The sequence below is a fragment of the Streptomyces sp. NPDC007346 genome (assembly GCF_040703535.1).
GTDB lineage: Bacteria > Actinomycetota > Actinomycetes > Streptomycetales > Streptomycetaceae > Streptomyces.
This window is the reverse complement of record NZ_JBEYKR010000029.1, coordinates 1-23486: the sequence shown is the minus strand read 5'-3', so window position 1 is coordinate 23486 and position 23486 is coordinate 1. Positions and strand designations below refer to the sequence as shown.

Annotated in this window: 22 protein-coding genes and 1 riboswitch; of the genes, 13 read left to right on the top strand and 9 right to left on the bottom strand. The window is 72.0% G+C overall.

Annotated features, from left to right (window positions below; all coding sequences use genetic code 11):
* Positions 1–25: 25 nt before the first annotated feature.
* From tsf to AB0917_RS11085, 8 genes are all read left to right on the top strand, one after another.
* The gene (tsf, locus tag AB0917_RS11120; protein ID WP_366819222.1) at positions 26–862 is read left to right on the top strand and encodes a translation elongation factor Ts; all 837 of its coding nucleotides are present in this window, start codon (positions 26–28) and stop codon (positions 860–862) included.
* 161 nt (positions 863–1023) lie between these two features.
* Positions 1024–1797, top strand: a complete 774-nt coding sequence (pyrH, locus tag AB0917_RS11115) for a UMP kinase (protein ID WP_366819221.1) — start codon at positions 1024–1026, stop codon at positions 1795–1797.
* 116 nt (positions 1798–1913) lie between these two features.
* On the top strand, positions 1914–2471 hold the full coding sequence (gene frr, locus AB0917_RS11110) for a ribosome recycling factor (RefSeq protein WP_366819220.1): 558 nt from the start codon (positions 1914–1916) through the stop codon (positions 2469–2471).
* Positions 2471–3556, top strand: coding sequence for a phosphatidate cytidylyltransferase (locus AB0917_RS11105; protein ID WP_366819219.1), 1086 nt, complete (start codon positions 2471–2473; stop codon positions 3554–3556). The genes frr and AB0917_RS11105 overlap by 1 nt, the downstream gene beginning before the upstream one ends.
* Positions 3557–3667: 111 nt before the next feature.
* Positions 3668–4774, top strand: a complete 1107-nt coding sequence (rlmN, locus tag AB0917_RS11100; RefSeq protein WP_366819218.1) for a 23S rRNA (adenine(2503)-C(2))-methyltransferase RlmN — start codon at positions 3668–3670, stop codon at positions 4772–4774.
* 86 nt (positions 4775–4860) lie between these two features.
* Positions 4861–4977: riboswitch (TPP riboswitch) on the top strand.
* An 82-nt stretch (positions 4978–5059) separates the two neighbouring features.
* Positions 5060–6160 (top strand): thiamine ABC transporter substrate-binding protein, encoded by a 1101-nt coding sequence (locus AB0917_RS11095; RefSeq protein ID WP_366819217.1) that lies wholly within the window; start codon positions 5060–5062, stop codon positions 6158–6160.
* A 95-nt stretch (positions 6161–6255) separates the two neighbouring features.
* Positions 6256–7869, top strand: a complete 1614-nt coding sequence (locus tag AB0917_RS11090) for an iron ABC transporter permease (RefSeq protein WP_366819241.1) — start codon at positions 6256–6258, stop codon at positions 7867–7869.
* Positions 7870–7874: 5 nt separating this feature from the next.
* Positions 7875–8897, top strand: coding sequence for an ABC transporter ATP-binding protein (locus tag AB0917_RS11085; RefSeq protein WP_366819216.1), 1023 nt, complete (start codon positions 7875–7877; stop codon positions 8895–8897).
* A 26-nt stretch (positions 8898–8923) separates the two neighbouring features.
* Here AB0917_RS11085 and AB0917_RS11080 read toward each other — a convergent pair whose 3' ends face one another.
* Together AB0917_RS11080 and AB0917_RS11075 are read right to left on the bottom strand one after the other, a co-directional pair.
* Positions 8924–9592, bottom strand: a complete 669-nt coding sequence (locus AB0917_RS11080; RefSeq protein WP_366819215.1) for a response regulator transcription factor — start codon at positions 9590–9592, stop codon at positions 8924–8926.
* The gene (locus AB0917_RS11075) at positions 9586–10848 is read right to left on the bottom strand and encodes a histidine kinase (RefSeq protein WP_366819214.1); all 1263 of its coding nucleotides are present in this window, start codon (positions 10846–10848) and stop codon (positions 9586–9588) included. The genes AB0917_RS11080 and AB0917_RS11075 overlap by 7 nt, the downstream gene beginning before the upstream one ends.
* 142 nt (positions 10849–10990) lie before the next feature.
* On the opposite strand from AB0917_RS11075, the gene AB0917_RS11070 reads away from it, so the two are divergent.
* The 3 genes from AB0917_RS11070 to AB0917_RS11060 all read left to right on the top strand — a co-directional run bounded on the left by AB0917_RS11070 (position 10991) and on the right by AB0917_RS11060 (position 14087).
* Positions 10991–12220, top strand: coding sequence for a glycosyltransferase 87 family protein (locus AB0917_RS11070; protein WP_366819213.1), 1230 nt, complete (start codon positions 10991–10993; stop codon positions 12218–12220).
* Positions 12221–12269: 49 nt separating this feature from the next.
* Positions 12270–13406, top strand: coding sequence for a glycosyltransferase family 4 protein (locus tag AB0917_RS11065; protein ID WP_366819212.1), 1137 nt, complete (start codon positions 12270–12272; stop codon positions 13404–13406).
* Positions 13407–13622: 216 nt separating this feature from the next.
* Positions 13623–14087, top strand: a complete 465-nt coding sequence (locus AB0917_RS11060) for an SRPBCC domain-containing protein (protein ID WP_366819211.1) — start codon at positions 13623–13625, stop codon at positions 14085–14087.
* Positions 14088–14120: 33 nt separating this feature from the next.
* Here AB0917_RS11060 and AB0917_RS11055 read toward each other — a convergent pair whose 3' ends face one another.
* The 4 genes from AB0917_RS11055 to AB0917_RS11040 all read right to left on the bottom strand — a co-directional run bounded on the left by AB0917_RS11055 (position 14121) and on the right by AB0917_RS11040 (position 18177).
* Positions 14121–15281 carry a hypothetical protein gene (locus tag AB0917_RS11055; RefSeq protein ID WP_366819210.1) on the bottom strand — a complete coding sequence of 387 codons (1161 nt, stop codon included), beginning with the start codon at positions 15279–15281 and terminating at the stop codon, positions 14121–14123.
* Complete coding sequence (locus tag AB0917_RS11050) at positions 15263–16000, bottom strand: ATP-binding cassette domain-containing protein (RefSeq protein WP_366819209.1); 738 nt, start codon at positions 15998–16000, stop codon at positions 15263–15265. The genes AB0917_RS11055 and AB0917_RS11050 overlap by 19 nt, the downstream gene beginning before the upstream one ends.
* A gap of 321 nt (positions 16001–16321) precedes the next feature.
* Positions 16322–17701: an aspartate aminotransferase family protein gene (locus tag AB0917_RS11045; protein ID WP_366819208.1), complete on the bottom strand. Its 1380-nt coding sequence runs from the start codon at positions 17699–17701 to the stop codon at positions 16322–16324.
* Entirely contained in the window at positions 17686–18177 is a 492-nt protein-coding gene (locus tag AB0917_RS11040; RefSeq protein WP_366819207.1) for an Lrp/AsnC family transcriptional regulator, read from the bottom strand. The genes AB0917_RS11045 and AB0917_RS11040 overlap by 16 nt, the downstream gene beginning before the upstream one ends.
* Before the next feature lie 176 nt (positions 18178–18353).
* On the opposite strand from AB0917_RS11040, the gene AB0917_RS11035 reads away from it, so the two are divergent.
* Positions 18354–19793, top strand: coding sequence for a gamma-aminobutyraldehyde dehydrogenase (locus tag AB0917_RS11035; RefSeq protein ID WP_366819206.1), 1440 nt, complete (start codon positions 18354–18356; stop codon positions 19791–19793).
* A gap of 100 nt (positions 19794–19893) precedes the next feature.
* On the opposite strand, the gene AB0917_RS11030 is transcribed toward AB0917_RS11035, so the two are convergent.
* The 3 genes from AB0917_RS11030 to AB0917_RS11020 are packed head-to-tail and all read right to left on the bottom strand — an operon-like array spanning position 19894 to position 22523.
* Positions 19894–20697 (bottom strand): SAM-dependent methyltransferase, encoded by an 804-nt coding sequence (locus AB0917_RS11030; RefSeq protein WP_366819205.1) that lies wholly within the window; start codon positions 20695–20697, stop codon positions 19894–19896.
* A 55-nt stretch (positions 20698–20752) separates the two neighbouring features.
* Complete coding sequence (locus AB0917_RS11025; protein ID WP_366819204.1) at positions 20753–21466, bottom strand: glycerophosphodiester phosphodiesterase; 714 nt, start codon at positions 21464–21466, stop codon at positions 20753–20755.
* A 22-nt stretch (positions 21467–21488) separates the two neighbouring features.
* Positions 21489–22523 (bottom strand): adenosine deaminase, encoded by a 1035-nt coding sequence (locus AB0917_RS11020; protein ID WP_366819203.1) that lies wholly within the window; start codon positions 22521–22523, stop codon positions 21489–21491.
* Between the two features lie 139 nt (positions 22524–22662).
* Between AB0917_RS11020 and AB0917_RS11015 the strand changes: the two genes are divergently transcribed.
* On the top strand, positions 22663–23355 hold the full coding sequence (locus tag AB0917_RS11015) for a DUF4190 domain-containing protein (RefSeq protein ID WP_366819202.1): 693 nt from the start codon (positions 22663–22665) through the stop codon (positions 23353–23355).
* The last annotated feature ends 131 nt before the right edge of the window (positions 23356–23486 follow it).

The window sequence follows — 23486 nt, the reverse complement described above, 5'->3', positions numbered from 1 at the left end:
GACTTCGAGAGAGACATACAGACTCATGGCGAACTACACCGCCGCTGACGTCAAGAAGCTCCGCGAGCTCACCGGCGCCGGCATGATGGACTGCAAGAAGGCGCTCGACGAGGCCGACGGCAACGTCGACAAGGCCGTCGAGGCGCTCCGTATCAAGGGCCAGAAGGGCGTCGCCAAGCGCGAGGGCCGCTCTGCCGAGAACGGCGCCGTCGTCTCCCTCATCTCCGAGGACAAGACGTCCGGCGTTCTGCTCGAGCTGAAGTGCGAGACGGACTTCGTCGCCAAGGGCGACAAGTTCCAGAACGTCGCCAACACGCTCGCCGCGCACGTCGCCGCCACCTCCCCGGCCGACATCGAGGCGCTGCTCGCCTCCGAGATCGAGGCCGGCAAGACCGTCCAGGCGTACGTCGACGAGGCCAACGCCAACCTCGGCGAGAAGATCGTCCTGGACCGCTTCGCGCAGTTCACCGGCGCCTTCGTCTCCGTGTACATGCACCGCACCATGCCCGACCTGCCCCCGCAGATCGGTGTCCTGGTCGAGCTGGACAAGGCCGACGCCGAGCTGGCCAAGGGTGTCGCGCAGCACATCGCCGCCTTCGCCCCGAAGTACCTCTCCCGCGAGGACGTTCCGGCCGAGGTCGTCGAGGCCGAGCGCCGCGTCGCCGAGGAGACCACGCGCGCCGAGGGCAAGCCCGAGGCCGCCCTCCCCAAGATCGTCGAAGGCCGCGTCAACGGCTTCTTCAAGGAGGCCACCCTCCTCGGCCAGCCGTACGCGCTGGACGCCAAGAAGTCGGTCCAGAAGGTCCTGGACGAGGCCGGTGTCACCCTGAAGCGCTTCTCGCGCATCAAGGTCGGCATCTGAGTCCGTCCGGGCGAACAGCACCGGACCCGATAGGGTCAGGTGCAGTCGACGGCCGCGCTCAGGCCGGACGACCGCAGATCTGACGAGGAGGCCATTGCCGCTGTAGGGACACCAGACCCACCGGCAATGGCCTTCTTCGTATGTGTACGAGGAGAATTTCCATGGACAAGGGCGCGGACGCCATTCAGGCCGACGACAAGCGCGACGACACGTTTTCCGGGCGCTTCATGCTGAAGCTCTCCGGCGAGGCCTTCGCCGGCGGTGGCGGCCTCGGCGTCGACCCCGACGTCGTGCACACCATCGCCCGCGAGATCGCCGCCGTCGTACGCGGCGGCGCCCAGATCGCGGTGGTCATCGGGGGAGGCAACTTCTTCCGCGGTGCCGAGCTCCAGCAGCGCGGCATGGACCGGGCCCGGTCCGACTACATGGGCATGCTCGGCACCGTCATGAACTGCCTGGCGCTCCAGGACTTCCTGGAGAAGGAGGGCATCGACTCGCGCGTCCAGACCGCCATCACCATGGGCCAGGTCGCCGAGCCGTACATCCCGCTCCGCGCCGTACGGCACCTGGAGAAGGGGCGCGTCGTCATCTTCGGCGCCGGCATGGGCATGCCGTACTTCTCCACCGACACCACCGCCGCCCAGCGCGCCCTGGAGATCGACGCGGCGGCGCTGCTCATGGGGAAGAACGGCGTGGACGGGGTCTACGACTCCGACCCGAAGGCCAACCCCGACGCGGTGAAGTTCGACGCGCTGGAGTACGGCGAGGTGATCACGCGCGACCTCAAGGTCGCCGACGCCACCGCCATCACCCTCTGCCGCGACAACAAGCTCCCGATCCTCGTCTTCGAGCTGACCGCCGAGGGCAATATCGCCCGCGCGGTCAAGGGTGAGAAGATCGGCACGCTCGTCAGCGACCAGGGCACCCGGGCCTGACGGCCCCCCAGGATGGACAACGGCCTGCCGGTCGGACACCGTGCAGGTGAGGACGCGACGCAGGACCCGCAGGGCCCGTCGGTGACGGACCCGCTCAAGACATGCAGGAGCACGTGGTGATCGAAGAAATCCTCCTCGAGGCCGAGGAGAAGATGGAGAAGGCCGTTGTCGTCGCGAAAGAGGACTTCGCCGCGATCCGTACCGGCCGCGCGCACCCGGCGATGTTCAACAAGATCGTCGCCGAGTACTACGGCGCGCTGACCCCGATCAACCAGCTGGCCTCGTTCTCGGTTCCCGAGCCGCGGATGGCCGTCGTGACGCCGTTCGACAAGACCGCCCTGCGCAACATCGAGCAGGCGATCCGCGACTCCGACCTCGGCGTCAACCCGAGCAACGACGGCAACATCATCCGGGTGACCTTCCCCGAGCTCACCCAGGACCGCCGCAAGGAGTTCATCAAGGTCGCCAAGACCAAGGCCGAGGACTCCAAGATCTCGATCCGCTCCATCCGCCGCAAGGCCAAGGAAGCGCTCGACAAGCTGGTCAAGGACAAGGAGTCCGGCGAGGACGAGGTCCGCCGCGCCGAGAAGGAGCTCGACGACACCACCGCGAAGTACGTCGCGCAGGTGGACGAGCTGCTCAAGCACAAGGAAGCCGAGCTGCTCGAAGTCTGATGAACGACTCTTCCTGGGGCGCACCGCAGGGAGCCGGTTACCGGGGCGCCCCCGAGATGGGGGTCGCTCCGGCGGGTCCCGCCTACGATGTGCGTGAAGCCCAGCAGACTCGGCCCATGCCCAACGTGCCGGACGTTCCCGACGCAGGTAGAGACGCAGTCAGCCGTGCCGACCGGGACGGGGACGCCGCGCACGTCAGCGGCCCCCTGTTCCGTGACGAGATGCCGCAGGAGCCCATGTCCACCCCGCTGCCGTCCCCGCCGCAGAAGAAGCGTGCGGGGCGTGATCTGCGCGCCGCCATAGGGGTCGGCGTGGGGCTCGGCGCCGTCATCGTCGCCTCGCTGTTCATCGTGAAGGCCGTCTTCGTCGGCGTGATCGCCCTCGCCGTCGTCGTCGGCCTGTGGGAGCTCACCTCCCGGCTCCAGGAGCAGAAGGGCATCAAGGTCCCTCTGATCCCGCTGGCCGTCGGCGGGGCCGCGATGGTCGTCGCGGGCTACGCGCGTGGCGCGGAGGGGGCCTGGGTCGCCATGGCCCTGACCGCCCTGGCGGTGCTGGTCTGGCGGATGACCGAGCCGCCGGAGGGGTATCTCAAGGACGTCACGGCGGGTGTCTTCGCCGCGTTCTACGTCCCCTTCCTGGCCACCTTCGTCGCCCTGCTGCTGACGGCGGACGACGGCTCGTGGCGGGTCCTGACCTTCCTCCTCCTCACCGTCGTCAGCGACACCGGGGCGTACGCGGTCGGCTGGCGCTTCGGCACCCACAAGCTCGCTCCCCGCATCAGCCCCGGCAAGACCCGCGAGGGCCTGCTCGGTGCCGTCTCCTTCGCGATGGCCGCCGGCGCCCTGTGCATGGAGTTCCTGATCGACGGCGGCGCCTGGTGGCAGGGGCTGCTGCTGGGCCTCGCGGTCGCCGTCAGCGCCACCCTCGGCGACCTGGGCGAGTCCATGATCAAGCGGGACCTCGGGATCAAGGACATGGGAACCCTGCTCCCCGGCCACGGCGGCATCATGGACCGGCTCGACTCGCTGCTGCCGACCGCGCCGGTGGTCTGGCTGCTGCTCGTGCTGTTCGTCGGCTCGGGCTGAGGGCCCGTGCGGCCTCGCACACCACGTCCCACCTGCACGTTCTACGAGTGAGGGTCCGTCGTCCACAGGGCGGCGGGCCCTCACCCGTCTGTCTGCGACACTGGATGAACCATGCCTAAGCCCGGAGAACTCACTTTCGTCGCGCCCCGCGGAGCCAAGAAGCCCCCGCGGCACCTCGCCGACCTCACGCCCGCCGAGCGCAAGGACGCGGTCGCCGCGACCGGCGAGAAGCCGTTCCGCGCCCAGCAGCTCTCGCAGCACTACTTCGCGCGGTACGCGCACGACCCGGAGCAGTGGACCAACATCCCCGCCGGGTCCCGGGAGAAGCTCGCCGAGGCGCTGTTCCCCGACCTGATGTCCGTGGTCCGTCACATCAGCTGCGACGACGACACCACCCGTAAGACGCTGTGGAAGCTGCACGACGGGACGCTCGTCGAGTCCGTCCTGATGCGCTACCCCGAGCGCGTCACGATGTGCATCTCCTCCCAGGCGGGCTGCGGGATGAACTGCCCCTTCTGCGCCACCGGGCAGGCCGGGCTCGACCGCAACCTGTCGACCGCCGAGATCGTGCACCAGATCGTCGACGGCATGCGCGCCCTGCGCGACGGCGAGGTGCCCGGCGGTCCGGCCCGGCTCTCCAACATCGTCTTCATGGGCATGGGCGAGCCGCTCGCCAACTACAACCGGGTCGTCGGAGCGATCCGCCGGCTCACCGACCCCGAGCCGGACGGCCTCGGCCTCTCCCAGCGCGGGATCACCGTCTCCACCGTGGGGCTCGTCCCGGCGATGCTGCGCTTCTCCGACGAGGGCTTCAAGTGCCGCCTCGCCGTCTCGCTGCACGCCCCGGACGACGAGCTGCGCGACACCCTCGTCCCCGTCAACACCCGGTGGAACGTACGCGAGGTGCTGGACGCGGCCTGGGAGTACGCCGAGAAGTCCGGCCGCCGGATCTCCATCGAGTACGCCCTGATCCGGGACATCAACGACCAGGCCTGGCGCGGTGACCTGCTCGGCCGGCTGCTCAAGGGCAAGCGGGTGCACGTCAACCTGATCCCGCTGAACCCCACGCCCGGCTCCAAGTGGACCGCCTCGCGCCCCGAGGACGAGAAGGCGTTCGTCGAGGCCATCGCGGCCCACGGCGTGCCCGTCACCGTCCGGGACACCCGGGGCCAGGAGATCGACGGGGCCTGCGGGCAGCTGGCGGCCTCCGAGCGCTGAGGGCCCCGGCGGACACCGAAGGGGCGGCCCCACCTCACCTGACCAGGCCGAAAACCACCGGTGTAGCCTGGGCCGAAATCAACTTCATATTCCGACAGGGGAGCGCCACAGCGCTGAGAGTGCGGCACCGAGGACCGGCTGGCCGCAGACCCTCTGAACCTCGCCCGGGTCATTCCGGGTAGGAAGTTCGGACCTTACTCAAGCTGTTGCGCCCTGCCCGCTTCCGGTACGTCCCGGCGGCGGGCGGGGCCGCGTCTCTTCCTGGTCACCTCCAGGAGGAATCACATGAACACCACCAAGAAGTACGCCGCCACCGCGCTCGCCGCGGCGCTCGGCGTCACCGTCCTCGCGGGCTGCGGCGGCTCCGACGACTCCTCGACCGGATCCGGCGCCTCGAAGGGCAGCGGCTCCAAGACCGTCACCCTGGTCACCCACGACTCCTTCAACGCCTCGGAAGAGGTGCTGAAGGAGTTCACCCAGGAGAGCGGCTACACCGTCGAGCTCCTCAAGAGCGGCGACGCCGGCGCGGCGCTCAACCAGGAGATCCTGACCAAGGGCTCCCCGCGCGGCGACGTCTTCTTCGGCGTCGACAACACCCTGCTCTCCCGCGCCCTCGACAACGGCCTCTTCACCCCGTACGAGGCCAAGGGCCTGGACCGGGTCGCGGACGGCACCGAGCTGGACGAGAAGCACCGCGTCACGCCCGTCGACACCGGTGACATCTGCGTCAACTACGACAAGAAGTTCTTCGCCGACAAGAAGCTCGCGCCGCCGCAGACCTTCGAGGACCTGCTGAAGCCCGCGTACAAGAACCTCCTCGTCACCGAGAACGCGGCGAACTCCTCGCCCGGCCTCGGCTTCCTCCTCGGCACCATCGCCACCCAGGGCGAGGACGGCTACGAGGCCTACTGGAAGAAGCTGAAGGCCAACGGCGTCAAGGTGGTCGACGGCTGGGAGCAGGCCTACAACGAGGAGTTCTCGGGCTCCGCGGGCGGCAGGAAGGCCAAGGCGGACCGGCCGCTCGTCGTCAGTTACGCCTCCAGCCCGCCCGTCGAGGTGCTCTACGCCGACCCGCAGCCCGAGGAGGCCCCGACCGGCGTCTCCACCGGGACCTGCTTCCGGCAGACCGAGTACGCCGGGCTGCTGAACGGCGCGAAGAACGAGGCGGGCGGCAAGGCGCTGCTGGACTTCCTGATCGGCAAGACGTTCCAGGAGGACGTCCCGCTGAACATGTTCGTGAACCCCGTCGTGACGGACGCGAAGCTGCCGGAGATCTTCACCGAGTTCGGCGAGAGCATCGAGAAGCCGGCCACGGTGGCCCCGGACAAGATCGCCGCCAACCGTGAGCAGTGGGTCCAGACGTGGCACTCGCTCGTCGTGAAGTAGGCGGCCCCACCCAAGGCGGCCCCACCGAAGCCGCCGGGCCCGGACCGGGGTCCGGCGGCGGCGGGCGGCGTGGGGCGGCGGTGCGGCTCGGCCTGATGGCCGTGCCCGTCGCCTTCTTCGCCGTCTTCTTCGCCTACCCCGTGTCCGCGATCGTCGGCCGCGGGCTGAAGACGGACGGCGTCTGGCAGTTCGGGCGGGTCGGCGAGGTGCTGGCCCGTCCGGACATCCTCGACGTCCTGTGGTTCACCACCTGGCAGGCGCTCGCCTCGACCGCGCTCACCCTGCTGATCGCCCTGCCCGGCGCGTACGTCTTCGCCCGCTTCGACTTCCCCGGCAAACAGGTGCTGCGCGCGGTCGTCACCGTGCCGTTCGTGCTGCCCACCGTCGTCGTCGGCACCGCGTTCCTGGCGCTGCTGGGGCGCGGCGGCTTCCTCGACGAGCTGTGGGGTCTGCGGCTGGACACCACCGTGTGGGCGATCCTGCTCGCGCACGTCTTCTTCAACTACGCGGTGGTCGTCCGGACGGTCGGCGGCCTCTGGTCGCAGCTGGACCCGCGCCAGGAGGAGGCCGCCCGGGTGCTCGGCGCCGGACGGTTCGCCGCCTGGCGGCGGGTGACGCTGCCCGCGCTCGGCCCGGCGGTGGCCGCCGCCGCGCTGATGGTCTTCCTCTTCACGTTCACCTCGTTCGGTGTCGTGCAGATCCTCGGTGGCCCCTCCTACTCCACCCTGGAGGTGGAGGTCTACCGCCAGACCGCCCAGCTGCTCGACCTGCCGACGGCCGCCGTGCTGACCATGGTCCAGTTCGTGGCGGTCGGCGCGATCCTCGCCCTGCACGCCGTGACCGTACGCCGCCGGGAGCGGGCGCTGAAGCTCGTCGACCCGGCGCAGACCTCCCGCCGGCCGCACGGCGCCGGACAGTGGGCGCTGCTCGGCGGGGTGCTGCTCACCGCGCTGCTGCTGATCCTGCTGCCCCTCGGCGTGCTGGTGGAGCGGTCGTTCGACGGGCCGGACGGTTACGGCCTCGGCTACTACCGGGCCCTCCAGTCGGCCGGGGGCAGCGGCTCGACCTTCCTCGTACCGCCGCTGGAGGCGGTCGGCAACTCCCTGCGGTACGCGTTCGTCGCCACCCTCATCGCCCTGGTCGTCGGCGGACTGGCGGCTGCCGCCCTGACCCGGCGGGCGGGACGGCTGGTACGCGGATTCGACGCGCTGCTGATGCTGCCGCTCGGGGTCTCCGCCGTCACCGTCGGCTTCGGCTTCCTCATCACCCTCGACAAACCGCCGCTCGACCTGCGGACCTCCTGGATCCTGGTCCCGCTGGCGCAGGCGCTGGTGGGCGTCCCCTTCGTCGTACGGACCATGCTCCCCGTGCTGCGCGCGGTGGACGAGCGGCTGCGCGAGGCCGCCGCCGTGCTGGGGGCCTCCCCGCTGCGGGCCTGGCGCGAGGTCGATCTGCCGCTGGTGCGGCGGGCGGTGCTGGTCGCGGCGGGCTTCGCGTTCGCCGTGTCGCTCGGCGAGTTCGGCGCCACCGTCTTCATCGCCCGGCCCGACAACCCGACCCTGCCGGTCGCCGTCGCCCGGTTGCTGGGCCGGTCCGGGGAGCTGAACTACGGGCAGGCGATGGCTCTCAGCACGATCCTGATGCTGGTGTGCGCCGTGTCGCTGCTGCTCCTCGAACGCATCCGTACCGACCGATCCGGGGAGTTCTGACCACCATGCTGAGCTTGCAGGCAGCCACCGTACGGTTCGGGAAGCGGACGGCCCTCGACGCCGTCGACCTGGAGGTCGCCGACCACCGGATCGTCTGCCTGCTCGGCCCCAGCGGCAGCGGGAAGTCCACCCTGCTGAGGGCCGTCGCCGGGCTCCAGCCCATGGACGGCGGCCGGGTGCTGCTGGCCGGCCAGGACCAGAGCGGCGTCCCCGTCCACCGGCGCGGGCTCGGCCTGATGTTCCAGGACCACCAGCTCTTCCCGCACCGCGATGTCGGCGCCAACGTCGCCTTCGGGCTGCGGATGCACGGCACCGGGCGCGCCGAGAGCGAGCGCCGGGTCCGCGAACTCCTGGAGCTGGTGGGCCTCCCCGGCGCGGAACGCCGAGCGGTGGCCGCCCTCTCCGGCGGTGAGCAGCAGCGCGTCGCCCTGGCCCGCGCCCTGGCCCCGCGCCCCAGGCTCCTGATGCTGGACGAACCGCTCGGCCAGCTCGACCGCAGCCTGCGCGAACGGCTCGTCATCGAACTGCGCACCCTCTTCCAGGAGTTGGGTACGACAGTGCTCGCGGTCACCCACGACCAGGGCGAGGCGTTCGCGCTCGCCGACCAGGTGGTGGTGATGCGGGACGGGCAAATCGCCCAGGAGGGCAGCCCGCTGGACGTCTGGCAGCGGCCCGCCTCCGCGTTCGTCGCCCGCTTCCTCGGCTTCGACAACGTGACCCCGGCGACCGTGACCGGCCGGGCCGCCGCCACCGCCTGGGGCAAGGTGCCGGTGCCTGAGGGCTCACCCCAGGGCGAGGCCGACCTGCTGGTCCGCCCCGCCGGGGTCCTGATCGGCTCCCCGGAGGACGGGCTGCGCTGCACGGTCGGCGTACGGACGTTCCGCGGGAACCACGTGACCGTGCGGCTGGCCCCCGAGAACGCGCCGGTGCTGGAGGCCGAGTGCGCCCTGCGGGACACGCCGGACGAGGGCGCCGTCGTGGGCGTCCGCTTCGACGCGGCGGAGACGGTGGTGCTGGCGGGGGGCTGACGTATCGGCCGGCGCCCCAGGGCGTGTCAGCCGGCGCGGGTCCCCGCCACCACCAGCCCCAGTTCGTAGGCCAGGATCACCGCCTGCGCCCGGTCCCGCAGCCCCATCTTCGCGAAGAGCCGGTTGATGTGGGTCTTGACCGTGTGGTCGGTGATGGTCAGCCGGGCGGCGATGTCCGCGTTGGACAGGCCCTGGGCGATGAGGACGAGCACCTCCGCCTCGCGCGCGGTCAGCCCCTCGACGGAGCGGACCGGTGGCGCGCTGACCCGCTGCCGGGTGAACTCCGCGATCAGCCGCCCGGTGATCTCGGGGGCCAGAAGGGCGTGCCCGTCGGCCACCACCCGTACCGCGTGGAGCAGTTCGGGGAAGGTCGCGTCCTTGAGGAGGAAGCCGCTGGCCCCCGCCGTCAGGGCGTCGTACACGTACTCGTCCAGGCCGAACGTCGTCAGCATCAGCGCCTTCGTCGCCCCGCCCGACGCGGTGACGATCTCGCGGGCCGCGTCGATCCCGCCGAGCCGGGGCATCCGGATGTCCAGCAGCGCCACGTCGGGGCGGAGTTCGGCCACGACACGGACCGCCTCTTCACCGTCGCGCGCCTCACCGACCACCTCGATGTCCTCCTGGGTGTCCAGCAGGCTGGAGAACGCCGTCCGTACGACCGCCTGGTCGTCGGCGACGATCACTCGGATCACCACGGGAGTTCCGCCTCCACGAGATAGCCGCCGGCCGGACCTCGGCCGGTGGTGAGTCTGCCGCCCAGCAGCGCGGCCCGTTCGCGCATGCCCACCAGGCCGTGGCCGGGACGCCCGGCCGGCCCCGCCGCCGGGGCGGTGGGCGGCCCCGGCCCGTCGTCACCGACCCGGACCCTCAGCAGCCCCGGCTGGTGGTCGATCTCCACCACCGCGTGCGCGCCCGGGGCGTGCCGGCGCACATTGGTCAGGGCCTCCTGCACGATCCGGTACGCCGACAGCTCCCAGGAGGCCGGCAGCGGCACCTCCTCGCCGCTGACGCGCAGTTCGGCCGAACCGTCGACCGCCCGGTGCTGGTCCAGGAGTTCGCCGAGCGCGGCCAGCGACGGTTGCGGGGCGGTGAGGACGGGCGCGTCGGTGCCTGTGCGCAGCACCCCGAGCAGCCGGCGCAGCTCCGCCATCGAGGACCGTGCCGTGCCCGCGATCTCCTGGAAGGCGTCCCTGGCCGGTGGCGAGAGGTCCGGCGTCGTGTACGTGGCGCTCTCGGCCCGCACCGCGATCATCGAGACCGAGTGCGCGATCATGTCGTGCAACTCCCGTGCGATGGCGGCCCGTTCCGCCTCCGCCGCCTGCCGCCGCTCCATCGCCAGCAGCCGGGACTGGGCGGCGGCCCGGGTGTGCCGGGCCTCCTCACGGGCCCGCACCGCGTCCCCCGCGCTCACCGCACCCAGGATGGCCACCGTCACCACCAGCGTCTCGGCGTACAGCCCCAGGCTGAACCGGTCGGTGCCCTGGAGCACCGGAAGGCCGGGGGAGCCGTCCCGGGTCCAGCGGTCGATGTGCACCAGATTGACCACCAGCGCGGCGAGCGCACCGGCCGGTACCAGCACCGCCGGATGCTGCACCCGGTGCCGCCCCAGCGTGTAGCACCCCATCAGCAGACCGGCCACCGTCGCGTACGCCATGTTGCCGTCGGTGGCGAAGCCGAGCAGCGCCGCGCCGACGGTCAGCAGCCCGACGGTGGGGTGGGCGGTCCGCAGCGCCAGCGAGGCCGTGCACAGCAGCACCGCGAAGGCCGTGATCGCCGAACCCGGTACGAGAAGCAGCTCCACGACGGCGAAGAGCGTCAGCGCGCCCCCGGTCAGCCCGGCGTACGCGGGCGCCGACGTCAGGCGCCGCAGCCGGCGCCGCAGGTTCCCTTCCGGTGGCGGGGGCTCGACGGCGGCCGCTGCCGTTCCGGTCTCCCCGGTGGTGCGTGTCATACGACGATTCTTCGTCACCGCCCCGGGAGAACGCATCGGAGCACGGGGGGAATTCGCGGGCCCTTGTCATACCACGGGTTGACCCGAAGGACCGGACGGTGGTGTGACGTTCTGTGAACGGGCCGTTCCTAGCCTCGGACCCATGGCGACAACAGCCCTTTCCACCACCCCTGACCAGCGACGACATCGGCGACAGGAACGCTTCGCGCTGCCCGGCGGCCCCGGCTGGTGGACGTTCTGTGCGGCGGCGTCCCTGGCTCTGGCCGCCCTGACCTCCCTCGGCCCGCACCGCGTCTGGGGCGCCGCCGGCGCACTCGGTTACGCGGCGGCCGCCGTGCTCGCCGCTCGCGGACGCCCCGCCCGGACCGTGAACGCGGTCGCCGCCCTGGGCGCGGTCGGACTGCCGCTCGCGCTGCTCCTCGCCCTGGACCGGGCCCAGTTGGAGGTGGCGGTGGTGGCCCGTTCGGCCGCGCTCCTGCTGGCGGACGGAACGCCGTACTCCGCGCACCCCCTGGTACCCGAGGACTTCACCCCGTACCTGCCCGGCATGGCGGCCTTCGGGCTCCCGGAGGCGGTGGCCGGGGCCGGTCCGCTCACCGACCCCCGGCTGTGGATGGGCGCGGCCTTCCTCGCCGCACTCGCGTACGCCCTTCCGGCCGGGGCCCGGCGCGACCCGCTGCTGTGGACCGCCGCCTGCCCGCTCGTGGCGCTGCCGCTCGCGGTGGGCGGGGTGGATCTGCCGGTGGCCGGCCTGATGTGCCTGGGGCTGGCGGAGGCGGGCCGGGGGAGGGCCGGGCGCGCGGGGCTCTGGCTCGGGCTCGCCGCCGCGCTCAAGTGGACGGCCTGGCCCGCGCTGCCGGTCGCGCTCGCGCTGCTCGCGGCCGCTTCCGTACGGGAACGCCGTGGCCGTGCCGCCCTGCGCTGCGCGCTCGTCGCCCTCCTCACCGCCGCCGCGCTCGTCCTGCCCGCCGCCCTGCGCGACCCCGGCGCCTTCCACGCCCATGTCGTCGCCTTCCCCCTGGGCCTGACCGACGCGGTCTCCTCCGCCGCCAGCCCGCTCCCCGGCCGGCTGCTCGCCACCCACGTCCCGGGCGGCCGGACCCTGGCCCTGCTCCTGCTGGGAGCGAGCGCCCTCCTGGTGGCCCTCTCCCTGCTCGTACGCCCTCCGGCCACGGCCTCGGACGCCGCACTGCGGCTCGCGCTCGGGCTGCTCCTCGCCATCGCGTTCCTGCCCGCGACCCGGCTCGGATACCTGGTGCACCCGCTGGTCCTCGCGGTGTGGGCGGGGGCGTCGAGGCAACGGCCCGCCGACCCCCTCGCACGCGCACTCATACGTGCGCGCGTACGCGTACGGAAGAAGGCCGCGCGATGACTGTCCGCCGCGCCCCCGCCCCTCACGCGTACCGAAGGAAGACAACGCGATGACCCTCCGCCGCACCCTCGTCGTCACCAACGACTTCCCGCCGCGCCAGGGAGGCATCGAGACCTTCGTCCACGCCATGACCGGACGCTTCCCCGCCGAATCCGTCGTCGTGTACACCTCCGCCGAACCGGGAGTGACCGCCCATGACGCCGCCCTCCCGTACCCCGTGGTCCGCGACCCCTCCCGGATGCTGCTGCCGACCCCGCGCACCACCGCCCGCGCCGTGGAGCTCGCCCGGCGCCACGGCTGCGACAGCGTGTGGTTCGGGGCCGCCGCGCCGCTCGGGCTGATGGCCGGGGCGCTGCGCCGCGAGACCGGGATACGGCGGGCCGTGGCCACCACGCACGGGCACGAGGTCTGGTGGGCCCGCACCCCGGGGCCCAGGGCGCTGCTCCGGCGCATCGGGGCCCGTACCGACGCGGTGACCTACCTCGGCGCCGCCACCCGCGCCCCGATCGCCGCCGCGCTCGGCCCGACCGCCGCCCGCCGGATGGTGCGGCTCGCGCCGGGGGTGGACGCGGAGGCGTTTCGCGTACGGGGCGACAGGCGCCGGGTGCGCGAACGGTACGGGCTCGGCGCGCGGCCGGTGATCCTCTGCGCGGCGCGGCTCGTCCCCCGCAAGGGCCAGGACACCCTGATCCGCGCGCTCCCCGCCGTACGGCGTGCGGTGCCCGGCACCGTACTCCTGCTGACCGGCGACGGACCGTACGCCCGCACCCTGCGCCGGCTCGCCGCGGAGACCGGGGTCGCGCAGGAGGTGATCCTCACCGGCGGGCAGCCGCACGCGCAGATGCCCGGCCACTACGCCGCCGCCGACGTCTTCGCCATGCCGTGCCGGACCCGCAGGCGCGGCCTGGAGGTGGAGGGGCTCGGCATCGTCTTCCTGGAGGCGGCGGCGGCCGGGCTGCCCGTCCTCGTCGGCGACTCGGGCGGCGCGCCGGACGCCGTACGGGACGGGGAGACGGGACACGTGGTCGACGGGCGGGACGTCGGCGCCGTCGCGGACCGGCTCGTCGGGCTGCTGCGGGATCGCGAAGCCGCCGCCGCGATGGGGGAGAAGGGCCGGGCCTGGGTCCGCGAGGCGTGGGGGTGGGACGGGGCGTACGCCACCCTGGAGGGGCTGCTGCTCCCCTGACCCGGCGCGACAGGACCGGACGGGCCGGGCAAGCTGGAGACGGCGCCCGGGGGACCCGATCTCCGGGGCCCGGGGCCCGGGGGCCCTCGGGACCCCGGGCTGTCCGGGCCCTGAAACCCGGGCCGGACCCGGCCGTCGAACCCGGGCCCGTTCCGCCGGGGGCCCGCTCCTCCGGGGCCCGCCCCGGCCCGCGACCACGAGACGAGGACCGTGACCATGAACGGTGGCACCCGCCAGGGCATCGACCTCACCCGCGTGCTGAACGCCCCGCAGCGGCGGGTCTTCGCGGCCTGGACGTCACCGGAGGACTTCGCCGCCTGGTACGGCGGCGAGGCCGAGGTCCCGCTGGACCGGGTGTCGATGGACGTGCGATCCGGCGGCCAGTGGAGCCTGGTCATGGTGATGCCGGGCGTCGAGATGCCGTTCCACGGGGTGTACCGCGAGGTGAGCGAGCCCGACGGACTGGTCCTCACGCTCAAGGACGGCTCCGCGCCGGGGGACCCCGAGGACACGGAGGGCGAGACCATCACCGTCACCTTCACCGATCTCGGCCACGGAACCACCGAGCTGGCCTTCCAGCAGCGCGGCGGCAACCTCACCCCCGCCCAGTACGCGGCGGCGGAGGACGGCTGGGAGGCCTTCTTCGACGCCCTCGCCGCCCGGCTCGCCACCCATCCCTGACCGAGCCGCCCCCCCCCCGCCCTCCGAAGCGGCCTACTTCGCCAGCGGCAGCGCCGCCAGCTCAGCGACCAGCCAGGTCAGCGGCGCGAAGACGGCCAGCAGCGCGACGGCCCGCAGCGCGGTCGCGGCACGCGGCACGGAGGCCGGCGCGCCCATCCGCAGCAGCGCCCCGGCGGTGTGGGCACGGGCCTGCTTCGCCTCCAGGGCCGAGGTCAGCAGCGTCGCCACCGTGCAGCCGAGGACCAGCACCGCACCCAGCGCGGTGAGCGGGCCGTAGGGGCGCTCGTCGCCCCCGTACAGCGCCGACGCGGCGATCGACGCGGCGATCACGGCGCAGACGATCCCGAGCGGCCGGCCGATCCGGCGCGCCTCGTCCATCAGGAACCGGCCCGCCAGCAGGCGTACGGCACCGGGGCGCACGGCCTGGAGCGCCCGCCCGCACAGATAGGTCAGGCCTGGACCGGCCATGGCCAGACCGATCGCCGCGAGCGTCCAGCCGGCCAGCACCGCCACCGGGGTCGCGTCGAACCGGCCCGGCAGCGGGAACGCGCTCCCCACCCCGTCCCGCGACGCGTACGCCTCGACCGCCAGCCCCGCGGCCACCAGCGCCACGCCCCAGGGCAGACCGCTCGGCGCGGGAGCGGGCTCCGGCAGCTCCTCGGAGCCGAAGGTGTCCCGCGCCGGGTCGGGGCGCGACCGCAGCGCCAGCGCGCTCGCCGTCGCCGACGCCACCGGTACGAGAGCCAGCAGCATGAGCGCGGCGGCCGGCGGCAGCGGGGTGCCCGCGCCGAGGAACTCCGCGGCGCCGCCGTCGAACGGCATCCCGGTCAGGTCGCCGCGCAGATGCAGGAAGAAGAGCAGCGCCACGATCGAGCCGAGCGTGGTGGAGACGGCGGTCGAGACCGCGGCCAGCACCGAGAGCCGCACCGGGCCGAGGCCCATCGAGGAGAGGCCGGGGCGGGGCCGGGTGCTCGGATCCGCGCGGGCCACCGCCACGGCGAACTGCACGGTGGCGGCCAGCGGGACGAAGCACCACAGCAGCCGCAGCACCGAACCGGCGGACGAGGGGTGCGCGGAGGCGTATCCGAGGGAGGACAGGAGGAGGAAGCCGACTCCGGCGGAGGCGGCGGCGACGAGCAGCCGCCGGACCAGGACGAGGGGATGCGTACCGCGGGTCAGACGGAGAGCGAGCACGCCGCGCTGCCCTCCGCATCGGGTACGCCGGGCACGGCCGTGGTGGCGACGCGGCGGCCGTCCAGCAGGGAGACGGTCCGGTCGGCGAGGGCGGCGACCTCGGCGTCATGGGTGGCCAGGACCACCGTGATGCCGTGCGAGCGGGTCGCGGCGGTCAGCGTCCGCAGGAGCTGGGAGCGCTCGGCCCGGTGCAGCGTCGCGGTGGGCTCGTCGCCGAAGATGACCGTCGGCCGGGCGCACAGGGCGCGGGCGACGGAGACCCGCTGGCGTTCGGCCTGGAGCAGCGCGTGCGGGCGCTTCCTGGCGAGGGCGGCGATGTCCAGGCGCTCCAGCCACTCGGTGGCGGCCTTCTTCGCGGCCCGGTGCGAGGCGCCGCGCAGCAGCAGGGGCAGCGCCGCGTTCTCCCAGGCGGTCAGCTCGGGGACGAGTTCCGGGTCGGCGGCGATCCAGCCGAACCGTTCCCTCCGCAGCCGCTCGCGCACCCGGGGAGCCATCGTGTGCACGGGGACGCTGTTGAACCAGACCTCGCCCTGCTCGGGCACCAGCCGGCCCGACAGGCAGTGCAGCAGAGTCGTCTTCCCGCTGCCGCGCGGGCCGGTCACGGCCAGGATCTCGGCATCGCGGATGCCCACGGAGACACCGTCGAGACCGGGTGATCCGTTGTGGGAGTGGTGCAGGGAACGCGCCCAGATCACGTCGTTGTCCGGCGGGGCCACCATGGCGTACACCTCGGTTCGGATGAGTTTTCCCGTTCCCCCGTACGGGGGAACGAGGACGCGGCCGATCGGTCACTGGGCACCGTAGATAGCCGGACCGGGGTGTACGCACAGCACACGGCCCGGACGCATCCCATCTCACTCGAAAGGGTGCGATCCGGGCCGGGTGGACCGTATGAAATGTCCGCTGAATGATGATCGTCCAGGCGGGGGCGGGGTGGTCGACTTCCGACGGACCGGAGCACGGATGCTCTGATCGGCGCATGGATCGATGCTCGGATCAGTGCATGGGTCAGCGCACGGACGTACGGACCGGGGCTCTGATCAGAGCTTCGTCCACGCCTCCGTCAGCACGGCCCGCAGGATGCCCTCGATCTCGTCGAACGTCGACCGGTCAGAGATCAGCGGCGGCGCGAGCTGGATGACCGGGTCGCCGCGGTCGTCGGCCCGGCAGTACAGGCCGTTGTCGTACAGCGCCTTGGAGAGGAAGCCGTACAGGACGCGCTCGGTCTCCTCGTCGGTGAAGGTCTCCTTGGTGGCCTTGTCCTTCACCAGCTCGATGCCGTAGAAGAAGCCGTTGCCGCGGACGTCGCCGACGATCGGCAGGTCGTGCAGCTTCTGCAGCGTGGTGAGGAAGGCGTTCTCGTTGTCCAGGACGTGCTGGGTGAGGTTCTCGCGCTCGAAGATGTCCAGGTTGGCGAGGCCGACCGCCGCGGAGACCGGGTGGCCGCCGAAGGTGTAGCCGTGCAGGAAGGTGTTGCCGCCCTGGTAGAACGGCTCGGCGATCCTGTCCGAGACGATGCAGGCACCGATCGGGGAGTAGCCGGAGGTCATGCCCTTCGCGCAGGTGATCATGTCCGGCACATAGCCGAACTTGTCGCAGGCGAAGATCGTGCCGAGGCGGCCGAAGGCGCAGATGACCTCGTCGGAGACGAGCAGCACGTCGTACTTGTCGCAGATCTCGCGGACCCGCTGGAAGTAGCCGGGCGGCGGCGGGAAGCAGCCGCCCGCGTTCTGCACGGGCTCCAGGAAGACCGCGGCGACGGTGTCCGGGCCCTCGAAGAGGATCTCCTGCTCGATCTGGTCGGCGGCCCAGCGGCCGAAGGCCACCGGGTCGTCGCCGAAGAGCGGGGCGCGGTAGATGTTGGTGTTGGGCACCTTGTGCGCGCCGGGGACCAGCGGCTCGAAGGGGGCCTTCAGGGCGGGCAGGCCCGTGATGGACAGGGCGCCCTGCGGGGTGCCGTGGTAGGCGACCGCCCGCGAGATGACCTTGTACTTGGTCGGCTTGCCCTGGAGCTTGAAGAACTGCTTGGCCAGCTTCCAGGCGGTCTCGACGGCCTCGCCGCCACCGGTGGTGAAGAAGACCTTGTTGAGGTCGCCCGGCGCGTGATCGGCGAGGCGCTCGGCCAGCTCGACGGCCTTCGGGTGGGCGTAGGACCACACCGGGAAGAAGGCGAGCTCCTGGCCCTGCTTGTACGCCGTCTCGGCCAGCTCGTGGCGGCCGTGGCCGGCGTTGACCACGAACAGGCCGGAGAGGCCGTCGAGGTAGCGCTTGCCCTGGGCGTCGAAGATGTGGGTTCCCTCGCCACGCACGATGGTGGGGACGGGCGCGTTCTCGTAGTCCGACATGCGGGTGAAGTGCATCCACAGGTGGTCGTACGCGGTTCGGCTGAGGTCCTTGCTCACGGCTATCGGGTTCCCCACATGTAGGTCTGCTTCTTGAGCTTGAGGTAGACGAAGCTCTCGGTGGAGCGCACGCCGGGGAGGGTCCGGATGCGTTTGCCGATCGTCTCCAGCAGGTGGTCGTCGTCCTCGCAGACGATCTCCACCATCAGGTCGAAGGAGCCCGCGGTCATCACCACGTACTCGCACTCGGCCATGGCGGACAGGGCTTCGGCCACCGGGTCGAGGTCGCCCTCGACGTTGATGCCGACCATCGCCTGGCGCCGGAACCCCACGGTGAGCGGGTCCGTGACGGCGACGATCTGCATCACGCCCTGGTCGAGCAGCTTCTGGACGCGCTGGCGCACGGCCGCTTCGGAGAGGCCCACGGCCTTGCCGATCGCGGCGTACGGACGGCGTCCGTCCTCCTGGAGCTGCTCGATGATCGCGAGGGAGACGGCATCGACCGCCGACGGCGATCCGGTCCCGGTCCTGGGGTCTGCGCTGCGACTGGCCACACATCCACTCTGCACCGCACTCGTCTGTCTCGCAACCCCAGATCGATGAAATTCGTTGAGTCGGAACCCTGAAGCAACTGATTCCGAAGCTCGGGGTGGATACCTATGTCGAAAGCGTCACCGGAACGATTAGGGTGGAGATCTCACCCATGGGACAGCCGACAGGAGGGGTGGTCATGACCACCGAGGTGCGCCGTCTGCGCAACTACATCAACGGGGAGTTCCGGGACGCCGCGGACGGGCGGACCATTGATGTGGTCAGCCCGGTGACGGAAGAGGTCTACGCGACCTCCCCGCTCTCCGGCCAGGCCGACGTCGATGCCGCCATGGAGGCCGCCGCGGCCGCGTTCCCGGCCTGGCGCGACACGACGCCCGCCGAGCGCCAGAAGGCCCTGCTGAAGATCGCGGACGCCATCGAGGAGCGGGCGGACGACCTGGTCGCCGTCGAGTCGGAGAACACCGGCAAGCCGATCGGGCTCACCCTCAGCGAGGAGATCCCGCCGGTGGTGGACCAGATCCGCTTCTTCGCGGGGGCCGCCCGGCTGCTGGAGGGCCGCTCGGCCGGCGAGTACATGGAGGGCCTGACCTCCATCGTCCGCCGCGAGCCCGTCGGCGTGTGCGCCCAGGTCGCGCCGTGGAACTACCCGATGATGATGGCCGTGTGGAAGTTCGCCCCGGCGCTGGCCGCGGGCAACACCGTAGTGATCAAGCCGTCCGACACCACCCCGGCGTCGACCGTGCTGATGGCCGAGATCATGGGCCAGATCCTGCCCAAGGGCGTCTTCAACGTCCTGTGCGGCGACCGGGACACCGGCCGCGCGATGGTCGAGCACCCGACCCCGGCGATGGCCTCCATCACCGGTTCCGTACGGGCCGGTATCCAGGTCGCCGAGTCCGCCGCCAAGGACGTCAAGCGCGTCCACCTGGAGCTGGGCGGCAAGGCGCCCGTCGTGGTCTTCGAGGACGCCGACATCGCCAAGACCGTCGAGACCGTCGCGGAGGCGGGCTTCTTCAACGCCGGCCAGGACTGTACGGCCGCGACCCGCGTCCTGGTCCACGAGTCCATCCACGACGAGTTCACCGCCGCGCTCGCCAAGGCCGCCGCCGCCACGAAGACCGGGCAGCCGGACGACGAGGACGTGGCGTACGGCCCGCTCAACAACGCCAACCAGCTGAAGCAGGTCAGCGGCTTCATCGAGCGGCTCCCCGCCCACGCCAAGGTCGAGGCGGGCGGCCACCGGGTCGGCGACAAGGGGTACTTCTACGCCCCGACCGTCGTCTCCGGCCTCGAGCAGGACGACGAGATCATCCAGAACGAGGTCTTCGGGCCCGTCATCACCGTCCAGTCGTTCACCGACGAGAAGCAGGCCGTCGAGTACGCCAACGGCGTGGACTACGCGCTCGCCTCCTCGGTGTGGACGAAGAACCACTCCCGCGCCATGCGCATGTCCAAGAACCTCGACTTCGGCTGCGTGTGGATCAACACCCACATCCCGCTGGTCGCGGAGATGCCGCACGGCGGGTTCAAGAAGTCCGGCTACGGCAAGGACCTCTCGGCGTACGGCTTCGACGACTACACCCGCATCAAGCACGTCATGACGTCCATCGAGGACTGACCGCCGCGCTGTCGAGGCGGTACGGCGGTCCTGTCGCCGTCGTCCGTTCGGCCCCGGGCTCCGCGCCCGGGGCCGTTCCCGTGGGCCTGGCCATACAGCGTCACGGCTTGCGGGCCACCACGCCGAACTGCGCCACCTCCGGCTCCCGCGGGTTGGTGCGCCAGCGGGAGCAGGAGACGATCCCCGGCTCCAGCAGGTCAAGACCGTCCAGGAACGACGCGAACTCCTCGCGGCTGCGGGCGGTGATCGGCGGGGTGGCGTTCTCGTTCCAGAAGCGCATCGCCGCCTCGTTGCCCTCGCCGCCCAGCTCCAGCGTGGGATGGGTGAGCACCAGGTGGCTGCCGGAGGGCACGGCCGCCATCAGGGTGCGGACGATCGAGCGCGCCTCGTGAGTGTCCAGGACGAAGTTGAGGATGCCGAGCATCATCACCGCCACGGGCCGCCCCAGGTCCAGGGTGGGCTCGGCCGCCTTCAGGATCCGCTCCGGGTGGTGCGCGTCCGCGTCGACGTACTCGGTGGCGCCCTCCAGCGAACTGCTGAGCAGGGCCCGCGCGTGGGCCAGCACGATCGGGTCGTTGTCCACGTAGACGACCCGGGCGTGCGGGGCGGTGTGCTGGGCGATCTCATGGGTGTTGTCGGCCGTCGGCAGGCCGGTGCCGATGTCCAGGAACTGGTCGATGCCCACGTCCCCCGCCAGGTGCCGCACCGCCCGGCCCAGGAACGCCCGGTCGGCGCGGGCCACTTCACCGATGCTCGGGTACATCCCGGTCACCTGGTCGCCCACCGCCCGGTCCACCGGGTAGTTGTCCTTGCCGCCCAGCCAGTAGTTCCAGACCCGGGCGTTGTGCGCGACATCGGCACGTATCCGGGCGGGGATCGCGGCCCCCGGTCGGTTCTCACTCACGTCTGCTCCCTCGCACCCCTGCGGCGTTACGGCACCGACCATCATGCCGGACCGATCAAGTGGCTGGCAGGCCAGGGGAGTTGGACCGCAGCCTGTGCAGGGTGTCGATCCGGTTGGTGGTGATCGAGTCGACGCCCCGCTCCATCAGCCGGCGCATCGTGCGCTTCGTGTCGGCCGTCCAGGCGGAGACCAGCAGGCCGTCCCGGTGCGCCCGGTCGGCCAGTTCCCGGCTGACCAGGCCGAAGCGGTAGTTCAGCCAGCGCGGCTTCACCGCCGCCAGCAGGACCGGACGCGGCGGGGCGAGCGTCGTCCAGGTCAGGGCGATCTCGGCGGCCGCATCCGCGGCGCGCACCCGCAGCATCGCGTCCGCGCTCGCGCAGTAGTACGCCCGCTCGCCCGCCCCGCACTCCAGGACCGTGGAGACGATCTTCTTCACCGACGCGTCCGTGGAGCCGGGCAGGTCCACCATCACCCGCCGCTCCCCGGCGGCGGCCAGCGCCTCGCGCAGGGTCGGCACCCCGCCGCCGGTCAGCTCCAGCACCTCCCGGTGGGTCAGCCGGTCCAGGCGCAGGTCGTGGCCCCACAGCCGCTCCAGCGTCGCGTCGTGGAGCAGGACGGGCACCCCGTCGCGGGTCACCCGTACGTCGATCTCGACCGCGTCCGCCCCCCGGTCGAGAGCGGAGCGGATCGAGGGCAGCGTGTTCTCGCGGGCCCGGTAGGGGTCGCCGCGATGCGCGACGGCGGTGAAGCGGGCGGTGGTGTCGGCCATGGGGCCATTGTGACGACCGGGGTCAGCGGGCGGGACCCCGGAGCCAGTTCGCCGTGTACGTGTCGATCTCCTCGGCCAGCCTGCGCTTGCCGACCGGGTCGAGGAACGAGGCCTCCACCGCGTTCTTCGCGAGGCCGGCGATGCCCTGCTCGTCCAGGCCCAGCAGCCGGGCGGCGACGCCGTACTCGTTGTTCAGGTCGGTGCCGAACATGGGCGGGTCGTCACTGTTGACGGTGACCAGGACGCCCGCCCGGACCATCTCCCGGATCGGGTGGAGCTGGATGTCGGTGACCGCCCGGGTGGCGATGTTCGACGTCGGGCAGACCTCCAGGGCGATCCGGTGCTCGGCGAGGTGCTCCAGCAGCTTCGGGTCCTGGACGGAGCTGGTGCCGTGGCCGATGCGCTCGGCGCGCAGCGCGGTCAGCGCGTCCCAGACGGTCTGCGGTCCCGTGGTCTCCCCGGCGTGCGGGACCGAGTGGAGACCCTCGGCGATGGCCCGGTCGAAGTAGGGCTTGAACTGCGGGCGGTCCACCCCGATCTCCGGCCCGCCCAGGCCGAACGAGACGAGCCCCTCGGGCCGCCGCTCCACCGCCAGCCGGGCCGTCTCCTCGGCGGCCTGGAGACCGGCCTCGCCCGGGATGTCGAAGCACCAGCGCAGGATGACGCCCAGCTCGGACTCGGCGGACTTGCGGGCGTCCTCGATGGCCTCCATGAAGGCCACCTCCGGGATGCCGCGCCGGGTCGAGCTGAACGGGGTCACGGTCAGCTCCGCGTACCGGATGTTCTGCCGGGCCATGTCCCGCGCCACCTCGAAGGTCAGCAGCCGGACGTCCTCGGGGGTGCGGATCAGGTCCACCACCGAGAGGTAGACCTCGATGAAGTGCGCGAAGTCGGTGAAGGTGAAGTAGTCGGCCAGCGCCTCGGGGGCCGTGGGTACCTTGGAGTCGGGGTGCCGGGCGGCCAGTTCGGCGACGATCCGGGGCGAGGCGGATCCGACGTGGTGGACGTGGAGCTCGGCCTTGGGCAGCCCGGCGATGAAGGGGTGCGGATCGGTCATGTGTCTGTCTCCCACAGTTCGGCGTGTACGTCGGCGGCGCCCCCAGGGCCGTCCGGCCCGGCTGCACCGATCATCGTAGGCGGGGTGAGGTGGCACGGAGCCGGGCCGTAGCATGACGGGACCACGATGGGGGAGGCCCATGTCAGACAACACAGAGCAGCCCGGGGGCGGGGCCGCGCCGCGCGATCCGTGGGCACCGCCGGACAGCAGGGTGGAGCTGGGCAAGCAGGACGCGGCCACGCCGCCGCCCGCCGTCCACGACCAGCAGACCGTGACGTCGATGCCGAGCGCGGGGCCCGCCGCGGGCGGCACCGGACCGATACCGGCGCCCGGAGGCTTCGGCCCCCCGCCCTCGGCAGGACCGCCGCCCACCGGCCCCACCGGCCCGGGAGTCCCCGGCCAGGCACCGCCGCCGCCCACCGGGCACTACGGCTACCCCGCACCTCCGGCACAGCCCTACGGCGGCTATCCGGGATACGACGCCTACGGCGGCCAGCAGCCCTGGGGGCCCCAGCCCTCGAACGGCCTCGGCACGGCCGCGCTGGTGCTCGGCATCATCTCGGTGGTCGGCTTCTGCATGTACGGGGTGAACATCATCCTCGGCATCCTCGCGCTGATCTTCGGCATCATCGGCCTCGGCCGGGCCAAGCGCGGCGAGGCCACCAACCGGGGCATGGCGATCGCCGGGATCATCACGGGCTCGGTCGGCATCGTGATCGGTTCCGTGATCCTCGGCTTCATCATCTGGGCCATCGCCAGCGGCGAGGGCTACGAGGACGAATACGACGACGACCCGTTCGCCACGTCGCTGGTCATCGAGGGCCGCGGCTAGGGCGTGTCCGGCGGATCTTGACCGGGTCCGCGACGTCTGGCACGGCACCTCGCGGCGTTGCCGAAACGCCCGAATCGCTCCGCGATGAGGACGTTCCAGCGCCTTGCGATGCACCGCACCAGACGCCGCGG

Excerpts from the sequence above, each read along its gene's own strand:
- tsf (WP_366819222.1), top strand. The coding sequence starts at position 26 with ATGGCGAACTACACCGCCGCTGACGTCAAGAAGCTCCGCGAGCTCACC.
- pyrH (WP_366819221.1), top strand. The coding sequence starts at position 1,024 with ATGGACAAGGGCGCGGACGCCATTCAGGCCGACGACAAGCGCGACGAC.
- AB0917_RS11105 (WP_366819219.1), top strand. The coding sequence starts at position 2,471 with ATGAACGACTCTTCCTGGGGCGCACCGCAGGGAGCCGGTTACCGGGGC.
- rlmN (WP_366819218.1), top strand. The coding sequence starts at position 3,668 with ATGCCTAAGCCCGGAGAACTCACTTTCGTCGCGCCCCGCGGAGCCAAG.
- AB0917_RS11095 (WP_366819217.1), top strand. The coding sequence starts at position 5,060 with ATGAACACCACCAAGAAGTACGCCGCCACCGCGCTCGCCGCGGCGCTC.
- AB0917_RS11090 (WP_366819241.1), top strand. The coding sequence starts at position 6,256 with ATGGCCGTGCCCGTCGCCTTCTTCGCCGTCTTCTTCGCCTACCCCGTG.
- AB0917_RS11085 (WP_366819216.1), top strand. The coding sequence starts at position 7,875 with ATGCTGAGCTTGCAGGCAGCCACCGTACGGTTCGGGAAGCGGACGGCC.
- AB0917_RS11075 (WP_366819214.1), bottom strand. The coding sequence starts at position 10,848 with ATGACACGCACCACCGGGGAGACCGGAACGGCAGCGGCCGCCGTCGAG.
- AB0917_RS11070 (WP_366819213.1), top strand. The coding sequence starts at position 10,991 with ATGGCGACAACAGCCCTTTCCACCACCCCTGACCAGCGACGACATCGG.
- AB0917_RS11065 (WP_366819212.1), top strand. The coding sequence starts at position 12,270 with ATGACCCTCCGCCGCACCCTCGTCGTCACCAACGACTTCCCGCCGCGC.
- AB0917_RS11060 (WP_366819211.1), top strand. The coding sequence starts at position 13,623 with ATGAACGGTGGCACCCGCCAGGGCATCGACCTCACCCGCGTGCTGAAC.
- AB0917_RS11050 (WP_366819209.1), bottom strand. The coding sequence starts at position 16,000 with ATGGTGGCCCCGCCGGACAACGACGTGATCTGGGCGCGTTCCCTGCAC.
- AB0917_RS11035 (WP_366819206.1), top strand. The coding sequence starts at position 18,354 with ATGACCACCGAGGTGCGCCGTCTGCGCAACTACATCAACGGGGAGTTC.
- AB0917_RS11025 (WP_366819204.1), bottom strand. The coding sequence starts at position 21,466 with ATGGCCGACACCACCGCCCGCTTCACCGCCGTCGCGCATCGCGGCGAC.
- AB0917_RS11020 (WP_366819203.1), bottom strand. The coding sequence starts at position 22,523 with ATGACCGATCCGCACCCCTTCATCGCCGGGCTGCCCAAGGCCGAGCTC.
- AB0917_RS11015 (WP_366819202.1), top strand. The coding sequence starts at position 22,663 with ATGTCAGACAACACAGAGCAGCCCGGGGGCGGGGCCGCGCCGCGCGAT.